This is a genomic window from Corynebacterium sp. ACRQP, from assembly GCF_022345915.1.
GTDB classification, from domain to species: Bacteria; Actinomycetota; Actinomycetes; order Mycobacteriales; family Mycobacteriaceae; genus Corynebacterium; species Corynebacterium lehmanniae.
On sequence record NZ_JAKRMZ010000027.1, the window covers coordinates 1 to 15,886 of the forward strand.

Annotated in this window: 13 protein-coding genes; 7 read left to right on the forward strand and 6 right to left on the reverse strand. The window is 64.1% G+C overall.

Annotated elements, in window-relative coordinates:
• Together MHY23_RS10215 and MHY23_RS10220 are read left to right on the forward strand one after the other, a co-directional pair.
• A partial coding sequence (locus MHY23_RS10215; RefSeq protein WP_239307463.1) for a Rib/alpha-like domain-containing protein occupies positions 1–2,996 on the forward strand: 2,996 nt, incomplete at its 5' end.
• Positions 2,997–3,010: 14 nt separating this feature from the next.
• Positions 3,011–5,440, forward strand: a complete 2,430-nt coding sequence (locus MHY23_RS10220; RefSeq protein WP_239307464.1) for a hypothetical protein — start codon at positions 3,011–3,013, stop codon at positions 5,438–5,440.
• Positions 5,441–5,472: 32 nt separating this feature from the next.
• On the opposite strand, the gene MHY23_RS10225 is transcribed toward MHY23_RS10220, so the two are convergent.
• On the reverse strand, positions 5,473–6,270 hold the full coding sequence (locus tag MHY23_RS10225; RefSeq protein WP_239307465.1) for a hypothetical protein: 798 nt from the start codon (positions 6,268–6,270) through the stop codon (positions 5,473–5,475).
• A gap of 145 nt (positions 6,271–6,415) precedes the next feature.
• Between MHY23_RS10225 and MHY23_RS10230 the strand changes: the two genes are divergently transcribed.
• Positions 6,416–6,778, forward strand: a complete 363-nt coding sequence (locus MHY23_RS10230) for a DUF2200 family protein (RefSeq protein WP_239307492.1) — start codon at positions 6,416–6,418, stop codon at positions 6,776–6,778.
• Between the two features lie 2 nt (positions 6,779–6,780).
• Here the strand turns inward: MHY23_RS10230 and MHY23_RS10235 are convergent, their stop codons facing one another.
• Positions 6,781–7,911: an ATP-binding protein gene (locus tag MHY23_RS10235; RefSeq protein ID WP_239307466.1), complete on the reverse strand. Its 1,131-nt coding sequence runs from the start codon at positions 7,909–7,911 to the stop codon at positions 6,781–6,783.
• 127 nt (positions 7,912–8,038) lie between these two features.
• Positions 8,039–8,224: a hypothetical protein gene (locus MHY23_RS10240; RefSeq protein WP_239307467.1), complete on the reverse strand. Its 186-nt coding sequence runs from the start codon at positions 8,222–8,224 to the stop codon at positions 8,039–8,041.
• A gap of 122 nt (positions 8,225–8,346) precedes the next feature.
• Between MHY23_RS10240 and MHY23_RS10245 the strand changes: the two genes are divergently transcribed.
• On the forward strand, positions 8,347–9,852 hold the full coding sequence (locus tag MHY23_RS10245) for a DASS family sodium-coupled anion symporter (protein ID WP_239307468.1): 1,506 nt from the start codon (positions 8,347–8,349) through the stop codon (positions 9,850–9,852).
• Here MHY23_RS10245 and MHY23_RS10250 read toward each other — a convergent pair.
• Both MHY23_RS10250 and MHY23_RS10255 read right to left on the reverse strand, forming a co-directional pair.
• On the reverse strand, positions 9,849–11,246 hold the full coding sequence (locus MHY23_RS10250; protein WP_239307469.1) for a hypothetical protein: 1,398 nt from the start codon (positions 11,244–11,246) through the stop codon (positions 9,849–9,851). The genes MHY23_RS10245 and MHY23_RS10250 overlap by 4 nt on opposite strands.
• An 80-nt stretch (positions 11,247–11,326) precedes the next feature.
• Positions 11,327–11,719: a hypothetical protein gene (locus MHY23_RS10255; protein ID WP_239307470.1), complete on the reverse strand. Its 393-nt coding sequence runs from the start codon at positions 11,717–11,719 to the stop codon at positions 11,327–11,329.
• Between the two features lie 27 nt (positions 11,720–11,746).
• Between MHY23_RS10255 and MHY23_RS10260 the strand changes: the two genes are divergently transcribed.
• Entirely contained in the window at positions 11,747–12,661 is a 915-nt protein-coding gene (locus tag MHY23_RS10260) for an ADP-ribosylglycohydrolase family protein (protein ID WP_239307471.1), read from the forward strand.
• Here the strand turns inward: MHY23_RS10260 and MHY23_RS10265 are convergent.
• A complete protein-coding gene (locus MHY23_RS10265) occupies positions 12,647–13,708 on the reverse strand; it encodes an HNH endonuclease (RefSeq protein ID WP_239307472.1) in 1,062 nt (353 codons plus the stop codon). The two genes, MHY23_RS10260 and MHY23_RS10265, sit on opposite strands and share 15 nt — an antisense overlap.
• 153 nt (positions 13,709–13,861) lie before the next feature.
• Between MHY23_RS10265 and MHY23_RS10270 the strand changes: the two genes are divergently transcribed.
• A complete protein-coding gene (locus MHY23_RS10270; protein WP_239307473.1) occupies positions 13,862–14,971 on the forward strand; it encodes a YihY/virulence factor BrkB family protein in 1,110 nt (369 codons plus the stop codon).
• A gap of 27 nt (positions 14,972–14,998) precedes the next feature.
• Positions 14,999–15,883, forward strand: a complete 885-nt coding sequence (locus tag MHY23_RS10275; RefSeq protein ID WP_239307474.1) for an SDR family oxidoreductase — start codon at positions 14,999–15,001, stop codon at positions 15,881–15,883.
• The last annotated feature ends 3 nt before the right edge of the window (positions 15,884–15,886 follow it).

Consider the following 15,886-nt stretch of genomic DNA (forward strand, 5'->3'; position numbering starts at 1 on the left):
ATTTCTCCACCACGCGTGAGACCGGCACGGTGTCTGGCCGGGTGCTTGGTCCGGACAGCAAGGGTGTTGCGAATGTGACGGTGACCGCCGGTGGTAAGACTGCTGTTACCAACGCCGACGGTGACTACTCGATCGCTGGTGTGCCGACTGGTTCGGTGTCGGTTACGGTGACTGATGGCGTACCGGCCGGGTACTCGGTTTCTGGTGCGCAGCAGAAGAATGTCACGACGGCGGGCGTCGAGGGTGTGAATTTCTCCACGACGCGTGAGACCGGCACGGTGTCTGGTCAGATCACTGATGATCAGGGCAATGGTGTCGGTGGTGTGACGGTGACTATTGGTGGTAAGTCGGCGATGACGAACCCGGATGGTATGTACACCATTGATGAGGTGCCTGCTGGTGTGCAGGATGTTGAGGTCTCTGGTGTGCCGGATGGGTATACGCCTTCGTTTGAGCCCACGGTTGATGTCAAGCCGGATGGTTCGACGCCGCCGGTTGATGTGAATCTTGCGCCGAACCCGTCGTCGGTGTCTGGTCGGATCACTGATGACAAGGGTGCGGGTGTCGGTGGTGTGACGGTGACTATTGGTGGTAAGTCGGCGACGACGAACCCGAATGGTACGTACACCATTGACGAGGTGCCTGCTGGTGTGCAGGATGTTGAGGTCTCTGGTGTGCCGGATGGGTATACGCCGTCGTTTGAGCCCACGGTTGATGTCAAGCCGGATGGTTCGACGCCGTCGGTTGATGTGAAGCTAATTCCAAACCCGGTCGCTCCGACGCCGACTTCGAAACCGACGACTTCTGCACCCACCCCGACGCCGACGACCTCTGCTCAGCCGACGACTCCGAAGCCGTCGCCGACGACGACTGCCCAGCCGACGACTTCAGCACCGGCACCGAAGCCGTCGCCCACGACGTCTGCTCAGCCGACGACCTCGAAGCCGTCGCCGACGACGACTGCCCAGCCGACGACCTCGAAGCCGTCGCCCACGACGTCTGCTCAGCCCACGACGCCGAAACCGACACCGACGTCCACTACACCTAAACCATCGCCGACTCCGGCCCCGGCCCCGCCGTCGACGCAGCCGTCGGCGCCGACGGTCGGCTCCGTGGCCGGCAAGGTTGCCGACCCCGCAGGCAAGCCGGTGCCGGGCGCGACGGTGACGGCTCGTGACGCACGTGGCAAGACCCACTCCGTTTCGGTCGCCGCGAACGGGAAGTTCCAGCTCAACGACCTGCCACCGGGCGACTACACGGTCACCGTCGGCGTGCCCGCAGGCAACGTCGCCCCGCCACCCGCAAACGTGACGGTCAAGGCGGGGGAGCGGGTCCAGCTGCCAGGCTTCGTAGTCAACCCGGAAAAGCCGAAGGCCCAGTTCAACTGGGATCGCGTGGTGGTCAAGCCTGGCCAAACTCAGGTCACGGCACCGACACGTACCGGCGATACCACCACACCGCCGAACTTCCGCACGACTGCCGTCACGCAGGTCAAGCCGGACGGCACCACAACTGAGCTCCCGGCGGAGGAGAGCTGGATTTCGGTGGAGGATGACGGCACGGTCGTCGCTAGGCCGCCGCGCAACACGGCGCCGGGCGAGTACCGCGTCGAGGTCCAGGACGATTCGGGCGAGACCCACACCATTACCGTCGAGGTGGATGAGCCAACCCCGATGGCGCAGCAGCACGAGGTGCGTTTCCCGCTGATTCCGGTGCCGGCTGGGGCGACTCGCCAGGCCGGTCGCCCGCGCGCGACCGTCACGGACGGCCCGTTCGTCTACGCTGATCGCCGCCTCCCGGAGGGCACCCGCTTTGAGGTGGACCCGGCCTACGCGGACTGGGTCCGCGTCGATAACAACGGCCGTCTCACCTTCACCCCGCCGAAGGACGCGGCACCCGGCATCCGGGAGATTCCGGTGAAGGTGACGTTCCCGGACGGTTCTCCCCGCACGTACACCGCTGAGGTGGAGATCGGCGATCCGCTCCTCGCACACACCACCGAGCTGGGCTACGAGGAGGGCTTGTCGGTGCGCCCCGGCGAGGGCATCACCGTGCTGCGCACCGGCGCGGCGGTGCTGCCGGAGGGCACCACGTTCGAGGTAGATCGCTCGCAGCCGCTGGGCGATTGGGTCGCCATCGTGGACGAGCACACCGGCAACCTGCGCGTTTTCGCGCCGCAGCAGGGTGAGGTGAAGGTGACGGTCATCGCGTACTTCGCCGACGGGTCGTCCGCAGAACTTACTGCGAGCGTTCGCGTATCGACGAGCTCCGCCCTCTCCGCCGCCCATTCCCCCTCGTACGCCGATGTGTCGGCAGCGCCTGGCGGCACCGCGACCGTCAAACTGAGGGGCACCGTGCCGGCTGGCACCACGTTTGCTGTGGTGGATGGCGGGGGACTGCGGAACGTGGGCGTCGATAAGCAAACAGGCGCGCTGAAGATCGAGCTTCCCGCCGACGCGCAACTGGACACCCCGTACACGGTGACGGTGCGCGTGCGCTACGCGGACGGCAGCACCGAGGAGATCACCGTGCAGGTCACGGCGGCATCGGAGGCGGCGCGCTTCACCCCGCGAGTGGCTGGGGTGACCGCTGAAGTCGGCGAAGCCGCGACGGTGCGCACCGGGCTCAACCACAACGCCAAGTTGGCGGACTTCAACCACGACGGCTGGCAAGTTTTCTACGACCGGACTACCGGCGAGCTCACCGCGAAGCCGAACAGCGACGTGCCGGTGGGCACCGTGCTGAAGGTGCCGATGAAGGTGACGTTCCCGGACGGCTCGACAAAGATTGTTGAGTACGCGTTCACCGCCACCGACACGCCTGCCCCGGCGGCAAAGCAGAACGGTACGTCCTCGGGCTCGTCCGACGGCTCGTCGGCCTCCGGCGGATGGATCGCGGTGGTGCTCGGCCTGCTCGCGATGATCGCGGGTGTGGGCTGGGCGGCCTACCTCAACCAGGACGCCATTCGGGCGCAGCTGAAGCACTACGGATTTTAGAAAAGGACATTGACATGAAGATTTCGAAGAAAACACTGGCAGTGTCCCTGTGCGCTGCACTCGCGGCGACCGCCGCACCTATGGCGCCGGTCGCCGACGCGAAGGTCACACTCGGCACTACTCAGCCGGATGCGACCGTGAGCAACTCCAGCGCCACCGAGCCGTTCATCAACGGCTTTATCACCCCGCGTGGCACTGGCCGGTTCGACTATTCGCACCCCGCGTCCCAGGCGGACAACCACCAGTTCGACACCTCCATGGAGGTGCGCACGAACGGCGACGTGGTGGTTCCCGACCTGTTTGCGCAGCCGAAGGTGACCACCGACGGCACCGCCGACGTGCTCACTTACACGCTGCAACAAACCAACTTCCTGATCACGCGGACCTACCGCATCGACGGCGGTCAAGTAGATGCCACCGTGACCGTGAAAAACACGGGCCAAACCGCGGCGGAGGTGGGCATTGACCTGGCCAACGTCGTGCCTTTTGCCGAAGGTATTACGGCTAACCAGGACGGCGACCGCGTGGTGGTGCAGCCGAAGTCCGGCGGTTACATCACCGACGTGCGCTTTACTGCACCGGACACCGCGGCCACGGGTGCGACCAAGGCGGCGGCCCTTTCGGGCGCAAACGACGGCGCAAAGCACCAGGCAGCGAGGTGGGAGCGCACGGTGGCCCCGGGGGCGTCGATAAGCGCAGGCATGTCCGTGGCAATCAGCACCCAGGACTCCGCCCTCGACACCGACGGCGACGGGCTGCGCGACTCCTGGGAAACCGAAGGGCTCAGGCTTGCCGACGGCACGTACCTGCCCATCCAACGCTGGGGCGCAGACCCCGACCGCAAAGACCTGTTCCTGCAGGTCAATTGGATGAAGTCCGAATGGGAGACGATCGGCTGCGACCGCTCCGAACGCTTCGCCGCCACCCTCGATGATTTCGCCGAATTCGCCGCCTGCGCCACCGCGAACACGAAAAGCTACGCGCCGAACCCGTCGCTTTTCAAAGAGCTGGAAGACCTCTTCGATAAAAACGGGATCAACCTGCACATCGACGCTGGTAAGCACTACGTCAGCGAATCCATGGCCAGCATGACCGCGAAAGAGCGCAAGGGCGGTGAGACCGAGGATTACACCGCCGAGTACTTCGGCGGCCTGGACGAGGAGGGCCGCACTAAAAAGCTGGAGGACCAGGCCGAACACTTGCTCGGTGCGCGCCGCTCGGTGTTCCGCTCGGCGCTGATTGGCACCCGCTTCGACGAAGGCGCCAAACGCAACGTCACCGGCCTAGGCCAGGTCAACGGTTCCACCTTCTTCGTCTCCGGCGACGTGACCAACAGCGATGAGCTTCTGCGCAACACCATCCTCCACGAGTTTGGCCACACCTTGGGGCTGATGCACTGGGGCCGCGAAACCCGCGACAACACCGCCCAGCGCTTCGTGCGCTTCGTGGACACCAAGGACCCGTCGGTGGAGTTTTACCGCCCCGGCTACGACTGGCTGGGTTCCTACAAGTCCACCATGAGCTACGCATACCAGTTCTCCGAGTTCAACTTCTCCGACCAGGAAGTGCGCACCACGGAGAAGATTCCCAACTCAGAAGACAAGTCCCGCTTCAAGCCAGAAGAGAGCCAGTTCGACTACGTCATCCCGTCGGACTGGGACAACCTGCTGTTCAAAACCGAGTTCATCGGCCAAGGCGTGCGCGATTACGACGACGCCATCGATGCCCCCGATGCCCCCGACGTGGTTGCAGACGAGGAGCGCGCCGAAGTCGACGAACTGATCTCCGCCGCGGCCGCTACCGGCAAGAACGACGGCAAGGTCGGCTTCAGCCTCGCCCGCAGCCTGCACAACGACAACGGCATCGTCACCCACGCGGACACCAACATCATCAAGGGCGAGCTGCGCAACTTAGGCTCCACCGACGACACCTTCACCGTGGTCGCGGACTATGGAGTCGGGCAGTTCAAAGACAGCTACTTTGCCAAGGGCGACTCGAACTACATCACCCCGGTGGATATCGAGGTCTCCCCGGCAGTGTTCATCGACAACCCGGTGGTGCCGCTGCACGTCACCGTGTCCAACTCCGAGGGCGCTCAGGTATTCAACGACACCTTCAACGTCTCCGCGCTCGAGTACACCCCTGCGGAGATGGACAAGGTGCTCAAAGAGGTCCTGGCTTCCGACGCGGACGAGAACCTGAAGGCGTTCGCCCGCCAGCGTCTGAAGGCCGCGGCGGTGGAGACGTCGACCGCGACGGCGAAACCTGCGCCCGCGCCGGCGCCTACGCAGAAGAAGGCGGAGCCGCGTCCAAGCGAGAAGCCCTCGGGCAGCTCCGACTCGCCGATCGCGATCATCATTGGCGTGCTGCTGGGGGTTATCGGCCTGGGTGCTGCGGCGTACGGCTGGGCGGTGCAGCAGGGCATGGTTCCGGTGCCGTTCTAGCGGCCCAAAGGAAGGGGCTGCACGAGACCCTTCTAAGACGCCCGCTCATCCCACCACCGCTCGAGATACTCCAGCGCCTGGTCGATGGCGTGGTGGGTGTCCACCGCCTCCATCGACGGCAGGCCCTCGGAGCGGAACTGCGGTCCCAGGTCCTTGAACGGGCTGATCGTGCGCTCTTCGCGCATGGCCGTGTGGATGGACTCCAGGATGTCGTTGAGCCTGCGCGCCACGATTTTCTTCTGTGCGCGGTTGAAGGTGGGTGGGGCGAACGGGTTGTCGTCGATGAGCATGTGCCCTGAAAGCTTGCCCACGCGCGGGTCGAACGCGAATACCGCGACCGGGAACGTGAAATCGGCGTTCATGTTTGGGCGGAACTCGATGCAAAACGTGGTGTAGAGCGCGTTGTCCTGCGAGTCCTGCAGCATCGCCACCGTGGCGGTAGTCATGTCCTCCGCCTGGAACGACGCGCGGCGCTTCAGCGCGAACGCGGGGTCTTGCGGGTCAACGATTTTCACGGTCTTGTCGTCGAGCGCGACGAGGATGCGGCCGAGCTCGGCGACCACGTTCGCGGCGTCTTCGGGCGAGTACCACTCGGGCGCCTGCGGGCTGCCGGGCTGCAGCATCGCGAGCTCGACCTCGTGGGCGTCGATGTCGTGCACGATCACGGCGACTTTCAGGCCGGTGTCGATGACGTAGTCGGCGTCGAGGTGGCAGGCTATGTCCTCGTCGAAGTACGGGTCGTCTTGCTTGATCCCGAGGTCGTCGGCGAGATCCGCGGCCTCTTCGTCGTAGGTGTCCAGGTAGTACAGCTCGTAGGTATCAAATCGCATGGGTCCCCCCTAGGTGTCGTGCGGCAGCCCCCTGCTCCCGCTTATCGACGACACTAAAGCCACCCACGCCCAGCACACAAGAGCCCGAGTGTCCATGAAAATGCGCACCGGCGAGGGAACCGCGGCGGGCGATAGGGTGGCGGACATGGATGAACAAGCGAAGTTGGAGCGGGTCTACGCCTACTTGTTCGGCGACATTTACAACAATTACCTGGCCAAAGTGGAGCGCAAGGGCCACACCCGCGCGGAGCTGGACGACGTGATTGGCTGGTTCACCGGACTTGCGCCGGAGGAGCTGGAATCGGCCGCGGCGTCGAGCAAGACGCTGCGCGACTTCTTCGAGGCGGTCGCGCTCAACGCGAACGCCGACTTGATCACCGGGAAGGTGTGCGGTGTGCGCGTCGAGGAGGTCGAGCAGGACCTCATGCGCAAGATCCGCCAGATGGACCTGTTTGTGGACGAGCTGGCCCGCGGCAAGAAGATCACCAGCATCAAGCGCGGCGCGTAGCCCTAGTCCCAGCCGGAGTCGCGCGTGCTGCGCTGGTTGAGATGGTGGCCCATGTGGGGGATGACAAAGTTGAGCACGCCCCGGCGAGGGGAGTAGATCAGCTCGCGGTCGATGAGCTTCTGTCGCACCATGGACACTTGCTGTACGCGTTTGCCCAGGTGCTGTGCGATGGCAGCGCTTGGCACCGCCTGTTGGCCCTCCTGTACATCGGCCATCGCTTCGAGATATTCGAGCTCGGCGGCGGGCAGGTGCAGCAGCGCTGGTTGGTGGACCAAATCGCCCAGTGTTTTCAACACTTCTGGGGTCACTGCCGCGAGGTCGTCGTGGGAGACGAGCTGATCCTGGCGGTTCGCACGCTCGAACAGGTGGTAGCCGAGGAGCTGGATTAAGAAGGGGTAGCCGCGTGTCAGTGCCGCGGCGTCCGTGAGTACCCCGTCGGGGATCTCCACGCCACCTTGCGCGGCGGTATCCCGAAGCACCGTCAGCGTTTCAGCCGGTGTCATTGGGGCGAGCACGGCGTGTTGAGCGCGGCGCAGAAACGTGGTCCCCGGGTGCTGTAGCAGCGACTCCACACCGTCGGGCAATCCGGCGGCGGCGAAGGCGATGTCGCGCCCGTCCCGGCGCAGATCCTGCACCGCGGCCGTGAGTTGCCACAGCTCTTTCGCGTTGACACTTTGGACTTCGTCCAGGGTGATCAGTACACCGGATTCGGGCGGCAGCTCGTCGCAAAGCGTGTTCAGTGAACCGATCAAGGAGGGGGCCGGCTTGTCGCCTGCGGCGGCGGTGGTGGAAAACCCGCCGATGCCGGAGACCGTCACACCCGTGATTCGACGCCGGTCCGGATTCTGCTGCCGGAGCGTGGCGAGCGCCTGCGGGATCACGGTGGCAACCAGCGGTTCGATCAGCTCGTACGGTTGAGCGCGTAGCACGATCCAGCCATGGCCGGCGGCTTCGTCTTCGAGCTCGTTGAGCGCGACCGTCTTACCGATGCCACGCGGCCCCGAGACGAGCAGGGTTCGCCGCGGGTCGCCGGGTCCGCCGTCCAGGCCGGCGCCGAAGCTGCGCGTGAGGCTGTCGTCGCCGCCGAGCACGACGGGTGAAACGCCGAACGTGGGGATGAAGGGATTACGCATCCGTGCCTCCTTGAGTCTTTATACTCTTTATACACGGGGATGTCTTTATACTCTTTATACTCCCAATTCGTCGACGATTTTCAAAGCCACGGCACGGGCAGGAAACGCTCGGTGAGACGTTGCTGCGTCACAGCAGCACGGAAACGCCACGCACGATCGAATCCCACAGCCCGATCACGGAAAAGCTGAGGTCAGAAAGCGATTGCTGCCAGGACGCGGGCAGAAAATTGTTCGTGATGTCGGTGGTCAGCATAATGCGCAGATCCTCCGCGCCGTGGTGCATGTTGTAGGTCAGCTGCGAGCTTAAATTCATGCCGACGATGCTACGCCCGCTTCCTCACGCACTTCCGGCTAACCGTACGAACATCCCATTTTGCAGGCCTTATAGGAGTGACTAGCGTCAGGTATATAACAACCGAATCAAGGAGGGGCACCGTGACCACAGCAGTCACACCTGCAGCAAGCTCAGAGCAACAGCCGGTGGAAAAGGAACGCAACACCGGCAAAGTTGTCGCGTTCATCCTGTCGTTTGTCGCACTCGGCGTGGTGCTGATGCTGCCGATCTCGGGCCTGGCCATGCCGGCGAAGATCGCGCTCGGCATGCTGGCCTTCGCCGTGATCATGTGGGTCACCGAAGCGGTGTCCTACTCGGTCTCGGCCGTGATGATCGTCGGCCTCATCGCGATCATGCTCACATTCGCCACCGACCCGGAGACCGGCCAAGCGGTCGGCGCGTCCAAGGGCCTAAGCATCGCGATGAGCGGTTTCTCGTCGTCTGCGGTGGCGCTGGTCGGTGCGGCGCTCGCGCTGGCCACGGCGATGCAGGCCACAGGGCTGCACCGCAGGCTCGCCCTCTACGTGCTCAAGACTGCAGGTGAGAAGGTCTCCCACATCGTCGTCGGCGCGATTGTCATCTCCATCATCCTGGCGTTCTTCGTCCCGTCTGCCACGGCCCGCGCCGGCGCGGTGGTGCCGATCCTCATGGGCATGGTCGCCGCGTTCGGCTTGGCCAAGGAGTCGAAGCTGGCGGCGCTGCTGGTGATTACCGCGACGCAGGCGGTGTCCATCTGGAACGTCGGCATCAAGACCGCCGCGGCGCAGAACCTGGTGGCCGTCGGCTTCATCGAGGACCAGCTGGGCCAGACCGTGTCCTGGGGCCAGTGGTTCCTGTGGGCCGCACCGTGGTCGGTGCTGATGTCGATCGCGCTGTACTTCATCATGCGCTGGGCGATCAAGCCGGAGGCTGAAGCGATTGAGGGCGGGCGGGAGCTCGTCGAGAAGCAGCTTGCAGAGATGGGCCCGATGACCGGCGCCGAGAAGCGCCTCACCGCAATCGCCGTCGCGCTGCTGCTGTTCTGGGCGACCGAAGGTGTGCTGCACCCGATCAGCTCCGCCACCATCACCATCGTCGCGGTGGGCATCATGCTCACGCCCCGCATCGGCGTGATGGACTGGAAATACGCCCAGGAGCACATCAACTGGGGCACGCTCGTGGTCTTCGCCGCCGGCATCTCCCTGGGCAAGTTCCTGCTGGACACGGGCGCTGCAACCTGGCTGTCGGAGTCCACGTTTGGTGCCATCGGCCTGGCATCCATGCCGATTCTGGCCACGATCGCGCTGGTGAGCCTGTTTAACATCCTCATCCACCTGGGCTTCGCTTCGGCGACCTCGCTGGCCTCCGCGCTGATACCGGTGTTCATCGCGCTGGCGGCCACCCTGGACGTGCCCAATGACGGCATCGGGTTTGTCATCATTCAGCAGTTCGTCATCTGCTTCGGCTTCCTGCTGCCGGTCTCCGCGCCGCAGAACATGCTGGCCTACGGCACGGGCGCGTTCACTTCCAAGCAGTTCCTGCGCACCGGTATCCCGCTGACGATCGTGGGCTACCTGCTCATCCTGCTGCTGTCGGCGACGTACTGGAGCTGGATCGGTCTGCTCTAACAGGGGCCGTCGGTCCCTAGCACAGTGGCGACGTTGTAATCGTGGCTTACTGCAAGCGGTGTGGAGCGTGCATCGAAAAGGCGCTGAGCGCGGCCGGCGACCTCAGCGGCAAGAGCGACCTCATCCGCCGATTCCGCTCCAACTGCTGCAGCGGTCAGTGTTCGCGCGAGCGCGAACACGCGCATGAGTCGGGGAATTGCGTTCGTGTACACGGCGCCAGTAGCTGCAACCGCGTCGGGTTCCGTTTCCATCAACACATCGCGCGCGGCGCAAAGCAGCGAGATAGCCTTTGCTGCGTTATCCACGCTGTCGTACGAAAACCAGTTCAGGACAATCTCGTGGGGCTGAAATGCTAGGTGGGGTGAGGGCGCGCAGCCCTCAAAGTCGGGGACTACCAAGCAGCCCTCGGTGGTGACGTCAAGCGGCAGCGCGATCTCTTCTCTTCGCTTCACTACCGGAATGGCTTTGTCCAGGCCGATGAGCTCCTCTTCGCCTATGTCGGTGACCGCATAAGCCACCCTCTCACCGATGACTACGGGTTTTGTGAACTCGAAGACCACGTTATCCACATACTCGATGAGCTCTTTCGGAGTGTCTTCGACGAGCATGTAGCTGTATTCTCCCCAGAAAGGGTTGATAACGCCGAGTTCCCGGAACCGCTCGAATTGCCGTTTTCTTGCGTTGCCATCAAGGTCGGTCGTTTGCAGACCCATCCGCCAGTACATGAGCAGCTGCAACTTCCACTCGGGCCGAAACTCGCGCGATAGGGCACATTTGAGGTCCAGAAGTTGATGTTCGGTCGCGAGATCGTATTCGCCGCTGGTTACTTTGTGGGTGTGATATCCGCCTATTAGCACGTGCGCGTTGGTGACCCTGGAACCTAGCTGGGCCAGTTGCTTTTCTGCCACCCACACCGCGGCGTTGAACAGGCTGACGTGAAACTCGTTGAGGGAATCGGCCCACTCAATTAGTGCGAACGCCTCGTCTTCGATGCCGGGATCAATGAAACCAAACCGGTGCTGTGCAAGCCCGCACGCTTTGCCGATTGCGCGCATTACGTCGATTGGGATGAACATGTCGTCGGCTTCGAAAAACGCGCTGCGTTTCACTCCGATCGGTTTACGTTTTTGGCGGAACTCGGCTGCTAACTCGTGGTACACGGCGCGTGCCACGCTGTTGTCCGCTAATTCGTCTTCGAGGAGAAACTCTAGGGCCGTTTCTAGGCCGAGGGGATGCCCGAAGTTGGCGCCAGGCCGACAGAGTTCGAGCCGTAGCGCGAGCTCGATGATCGAGCCCATCCAGTTGCGCGGCTCGTTTTCCAATGACCTTCGCTGTTTCGGTGTCATCGGCGGACCTTCGACCGGCCGGCAGTGCAGCTCAATGGATTCCAGCAAGCGTTCACACTCGGGACTTCGGGCTACCTGCCTCGCTAGTTGCGTGACACTCATTGGCTCGCGCGCTGAATCACACACGGCTACTCCACAATCAGGCCCAGGTGCAGCGAGCGCAGCTCGTGCTCGCCTGGGCCTTTCGGCAATTCAGCGAGCTCCTTGGCGGTCGCGGGTGTGACCGGGATGATCCAGCCGAGCTTCGGGTCCAGCACCGGCACGGCCTCGCGGCCAACCGGTACGAACGTGACGTCGCGCTCGCCTTCGAGCCGCAGCTGTACCGCGCCACCTGCGGCGATGCGGTCGAGCGCGGCCGCCGAGGTGGTGACGATGACCATCTTCTCCTCCGTGTCGGGGGAGAGTTTCGCGGTGTGCACCTCAAGCTTGTCGACGTCCAAAGGTTCATACCGGTCCGGAAAATCCACCAGTGGAGTGTGGCCGAGGCCGAGGAGTTGGCGCGCGCGACTGAGAAGTCCCATGCTGGCTGAGTGTATAAGGTGGCGGTCATGGACATGATGTCGCGCGCCCGAGGAGTGCTCTACGGCCAGTGCATCGGAGATAACCTTGGCGCGCAGGTGGAGTTCTACAAGCCTGAAGACATCGCCGCCGAGTACCCAGGCGGGGTGCGCGAGATGCACGACGGCGGCTACTGGGGGCTGAAGGCTGGCCAGCCCACGGACGACACGGAGATGGCCATCGAGCTCATCGACGCCCTGCGCCGTGCCGGCGGGTTCGACGAGTCGGAGGCACTGGCCGGCTACAAACGGTGGATGGCCACCGACCCGTTCGATGCTGGCTTCACCTGCCGCACGGCGCTTGAGCGCGGTGAGAAAGACCATGAGTCTCAGGCGAACGGGGCGTTGATGCGGATCAGCCCGCTTGCGGTCGCCTACGCAGGCAGACCTGAAGAAGCGGAGCGGTTTGCCCGCGCCGACGCTGCGCTTACCCACCCGAACCCGATGACGGTGGCCGCTAACGCGGTGTACGCCGGGGCGCTCGCGGATGTGCTCGGAGGGGCGGATCCGCTGGAGGCACTGCGCATCCGCCTGAACCGCGAGAACTTGGACCAGCACCGCGACGACGCCGCGATCGCTCGCGGCGACACCACGGCGACGTGGGAAACGCAGCTTCCCAACAATGGTGGGGGCTGGGTGTGCACCGCGCTCAACGCAGTCGTCTACCACGTCGCACAGGGCACCGACTTCGAGGAGGCGCTGGTGCAAACCATCGCGCTCGGCGGGGACACGGACACCAATGCCGCCATCGTGGGCGCATTTCTCGGTGGCGTTGTAGGGGAGCACGCCATCCCGCAGCGCTGGCGCGACGTCATCGACGCTATCGAGCCGCCGCTGGCCCACAACCGCCCGGAGCGCTACGTCCCGCGACCGCGCGATTGGGTTGAGGCGCTACTTGCCGAATAACAATTTCATCGCCCCGAACTGGTGGTACGGGTTCGGCACCGCATAGCCCCTGGGTGAGACCCACACCGGCATCCCGCCGATGAAGCGCACGCGGCCGCGCTTGGAAATGTGCGGGTCGTCGTCGTTGGTGCGGTTGTGGTACGAGCACAGCATGGCCAGGTTGTTCATGTTTGTCTCGCCGCCGTGCTTCCACGGCACGACGTGGTGCACTTCGCAGTGGTCGGCGGCGTGTCGGCAGTCGGGAACCAGGCACACCGGGGAGGTCGCCTTAGCCAGGATGCGCTGCTTCCAGTTGGCGTGGCGTTGACCCGTATACAGGTTCACTGCGCCCTCATCCGGGTGGAAAAGCGCGACCTGGAGAGTGTCGCCGACGAGGTGCTGCAGGCACTCGGAGCCGGTGATGGTGGTGCCGTCGGTCAACCCCAGGATCGTCTCGTCGCCCTCTCCGGCGAGGATGCGGACATGGTCCTCGAGCGGCACCAGGATCAGTGGGGTGGGGGAGGCGGTGGGGACGCTGTCGCCGTCGCGAAGCAATGCGACGAAGCGCTCGAGCATTTGCGGACCGGCGGGTTTGGAGGTGTCGATGCCGCGGCGCAGCGCCGCCTCCAGGTCGGCGAGGAAGCGTTCGTCGAAGATGATGCGCAGCACCCGCTTGCCGTCAACGGACTTGGAAAAGGAGATCGAATCCTTTCGCGGCTTCTTTACCGCCGGGATCAGCTCTTTCGCGGCGCGTTCAAGCGACTTGTACCGCTTCGACGCCTTGAGCAGCGCCAAGCGCAGCCGCCAGCGCGTGCCTTCGCGCGTGATGGGCTTGAGGCGGCGTTCGATCATGGCCAGCTGCTCCACGGAAAAATTTCCTTCGCGGGCCCTGTTCAAGGCTTTGCGTTGCTGTTTCACGTGTCTAGTGCGGCCGAAGTAGACCTTTTCCAGCTTCTGCCAGGCGGTTGCGGTGGTCGGGCTCATGCCGATGGAAAGTGCGGTGTCGCGGTCGAAGTTTTCAAGGTGGTCGACAGTCGGGCGGTTTTGGACGAAGTGTTGGAAACTCATGCGGGCAAACCTAAACGCAAAAAGCAACCTCGCAAGGCCCGGTAAACGAAATCTGTGGATAAACTGTCGGGCGGGGGCGAGTTATCCACAGATTTGGAAACGCTGGGAACCCGCGTACAGTTTCGCCACCACTCGCCGGTTACAGTGTCTGACATGGCAGAAAAGGGCACCACCTACCGCGCTGAGCTGGTCATGCCGTACGGCACCGGCGACGTGGTCGTCTCCCCACACGACTACGAATCACCTCTCGGGCGCGGTAACCGGCTCACGCGCGCCGGGTGGAAATCGGTGCTGCGCCGCATCGTCACCGACTTCGCCAACGATGCGATGGTGGACCGCGCCGCCGCCATGACGTACTACACGCTGCTGTCGGTCGCGCCGATGCTGCTGGCGTCATACTCCATCTTCAGTCTTCTCATGCCGCGCGAGGAGGACGCCCCGGATTCGCTGCTCGCCGAGCTGATCGGCTCGTACGTTCCCGCGGAATTGCAGGAAGATGCGTTGGCGTTGGTGCTGTCGATCGTCGGGACGCCGTCGCAAAGCACAATTGCCCTCGTGGTTTCAGTGCTGATTTCGCTGCTGTCCGCCTCCGGCTACGTGCGGTCGTTTTCGCGCAACGCGAACCTCATGTACGGCCGCACCGAAGGCCGACCGATTGTGGTCACGTGGGCGACGATGTGGCTGGTCACGCTCGTGCTCGTCATTGGCGCGGTGGTGATTATCTTGGGCGCGCTGCTTACCGACGGCATCGTCAACGCCGTCCTCGGGCCCATCGCGCGGCCGCTGCAACTCGAAGAGGAGCTGGAATACCTCACCTCGATCTTCCTGCCCGTGTGGGACTACCTGCGGGGACCCGTGATTGCCGTGGTGGCAGTCGCGCTGGTCAGCGTGCTCTACCACTTCACACCGAACGTGCGGCCGGGGCGGTTCCGGGTGCTTACGCTCGGCTCGGCGCTGGCGCTCGCAGTGGCCAGCGCGCTGTGGGTGGGTTTTGGCTGGTACCTGAAGCTGGTGGGCGTGCGCAGCACCTACGGCGCGTTCGGGACGGTGCTGGCGGTGCTGGTGCTGGTGTGGACCGTCAACGTGGTGCTGCTGATGGGCGTGAAGATCGACGCCGAGGTGCTGCGCGCCAAGGAGCTGCAGGCGGGGATGGATTCGCGGCGCTGCATCCAGGCGCCGCCGCGCTCCAGCAGGGGTGCTGCGGGAAGGCTGCAAATGCGGCGGTGGACCGACCGGGTCGCCGACGAAATTTTGGACAGTTGAACACCGGCGCGTCGGTAGCGTGGTGGCATGACGTTGATTGATCCCCGCACAAAGTACCCGTCCGAGTTTCCCGCCGAGCCTCGCCAGGACAACCCCGGCTTGGACGTGAAGATGGCCACCGAGCCCGACCTGGGCCAGGAATCCTACGTGGGATCCGGCAAGCTCGAGGGCCGCCGTGCTCTTATCACCGGCGGCGACTCCGGTATTGGCGCCGCCACTGCCATCGCGTTCGCCCGTGAGGGTGCGGACGTGGCCATTTCCTACCTGCCGGAGGAGCAGGAGGACGCAGACCGCATTGTGAAGCTCATCGAGGACGCCGGGCGCAAAGCAGTGGCGATCCCGGGCGACTTGCAGGAGCTGGACAACTGCGTGGCCGCGGTGGAAAAGACGGTCGAGGGCCTGGGCGGCATTGACATCCTGGTCAACAACGCCTCGCGCCAGGTGTGGAATGACGGCATCCTCAATATTTCCGACGATGACTTCGACGCCACCATGAAGACCAACATCTACTCCGCATTCCGTGTGACCAAGGAAGCGGTCAAGCACATGGATCCGGGGTCATCCATCATCTTTTCCACTTCCATCCAGGCGTACTCGCCGTCGAAGGAACTGCTGGATTACGCCATGACCAAGGCAGCCTTCAACAACCTGGCCAAAGGCCTGTCCGGTGAGCTGCTGCCGTCGAAGGGCATTCGCGTCAACGCGGTCGCGCCGGGGCCGATCTGGACCGTGATCCAGCCGGCCGAGGGGCAGCCCAAGGAGGTCGTGGACAACTTCGCGCAAGACTCCGACATCGGCCGCCCGGGGCAGCCCGCGGAGCTCGCTGGCGCGTACGTCTTCCTCGCGTCCGAGGCCGCGTCCTACATCTCCGGCGAGACACTCGCGGTGACCGGCGGTGCGCTAACTCCGTAGCGC

Coding starts and splice junctions, on each gene's coding strand:
- MHY23_RS10220 (WP_239307464.1), top strand. CDS start 3,011: ATGAAGATTTCGAAGAAAACACTGGCAGTGTCCCTGTGCGCTGCACTC.
- MHY23_RS10225 (WP_239307465.1), bottom strand. CDS start 6,270: ATGCGATTTGATACCTACGAGCTGTACTACCTGGACACCTACGACGAA.
- MHY23_RS10230 (WP_239307492.1), top strand. CDS start 6,416: ATGGATGAACAAGCGAAGTTGGAGCGGGTCTACGCCTACTTGTTCGGC.
- MHY23_RS10235 (WP_239307466.1), bottom strand. CDS start 7,911: ATGCGTAATCCCTTCATCCCCACGTTCGGCGTTTCACCCGTCGTGCTC.
- MHY23_RS10240 (WP_239307467.1), bottom strand. CDS start 8,224: ATGAATTTAAGCTCGCAGCTGACCTACAACATGCACCACGGCGCGGAG.
- MHY23_RS10255 (WP_239307470.1), bottom strand. CDS start 11,719: ATGGGACTTCTCAGTCGCGCGCGCCAACTCCTCGGCCTCGGCCACACT.
- MHY23_RS10260 (WP_239307471.1), top strand. CDS start 11,747: ATGGACATGATGTCGCGCGCCCGAGGAGTGCTCTACGGCCAGTGCATC.
- MHY23_RS10265 (WP_239307472.1), bottom strand. CDS start 13,708: ATGAGTTTCCAACACTTCGTCCAAAACCGCCCGACTGTCGACCACCTT.
- MHY23_RS10270 (WP_239307473.1), top strand. CDS start 13,862: ATGGCAGAAAAGGGCACCACCTACCGCGCTGAGCTGGTCATGCCGTAC.
- MHY23_RS10275 (WP_239307474.1), top strand. CDS start 14,999: ATGACGTTGATTGATCCCCGCACAAAGTACCCGTCCGAGTTTCCCGCC.